This is a genomic window from Candidatus Symbiopectobacterium sp. NZEC135 (assembly GCF_025962695.1).
In genome coordinates, this window is the sequence record NZ_JAGFPF010000873.1 from 1 (window position 1) to 876 (window position 876).

The 876-nt window shown below is 55.3% G+C and carries 1 protein-coding gene; it reads right to left on the reverse strand.

Annotated elements, in window-relative coordinates:
- The coding region (locus J5224_RS31105; protein ID WP_264628864.1) for an FAD-dependent oxidoreductase at positions 1-876 on the reverse strand (876 nt) is incomplete at both ends.

Consider the following 876-nt stretch of genomic DNA (forward strand, 5'->3'; position numbering starts at 1 on the left):
TTCCGGCTTGTTGTTAAACAGCCGTTCTGAGAGACGACGCCCCGCCGCAACAGCCACTGGCGTCAGTTCAACGGCACCCGTGTTGTCGCCCACCGCATAAACACCGGGCACGTTGGTGTTCTGGTATTTATCCACCTTGATAAAACCGCGCTCATCTTTGATGACGCCCGCCGCTTCAATATTCAGGTTATCGGTTGCCGGTTCGCGACCAATTGCCCAAATCAGGCAATCCACGGTATAGGATTCACCGTTGGTCAGATGCAGGGTCAGGCTGCCATCCGCGTTCTTTTCCACCGCCTGTGGCGTGGATTCGGTATGTAGCAACGGACCTTCTGCCTTCATCACTTCCACCAGCGTACTGAAGATCATCGGATCGAAGCTGCGCAACGGCGTGTGCTTACGCACAAACAGATGGGTTTCGGAACCGAGCGCGTTCACGACGCCGGCGATCTCAACCGCGATATAACCTGCACCGACAATTGCCGTGCGCTTTGGCAATCCGTTAAGCGCAAAAAAACCGTCGGAATCGATGCCGTACTCTGCACCGGGAATCGAAGGACGTGTCGGTCGCCCGCCCGTTGCAATCACGATATGGTCGGCAGTGATGGTTTCGCCATTCACTTCAACGGTGTGCGCATCGACAAAACGCGCAAAGCCGTGGATGACGTCCACCTGGTTTTTGCCCAGCACAGTGTTGTAGGACTGATGAATGCGATCGATATAGGCACTGCGGTTCTTCACCAGAACATCCCAGTTAAAAGCGTTAACCGTGGTATCAAAACCATAGTCCGGCCCATACTGGTGGATCGCTTCGGCAATCTGCGCCGCGTGCCACATGACCTTTTTCGGTACGCAGCCGACATTCACGCAGGTGCC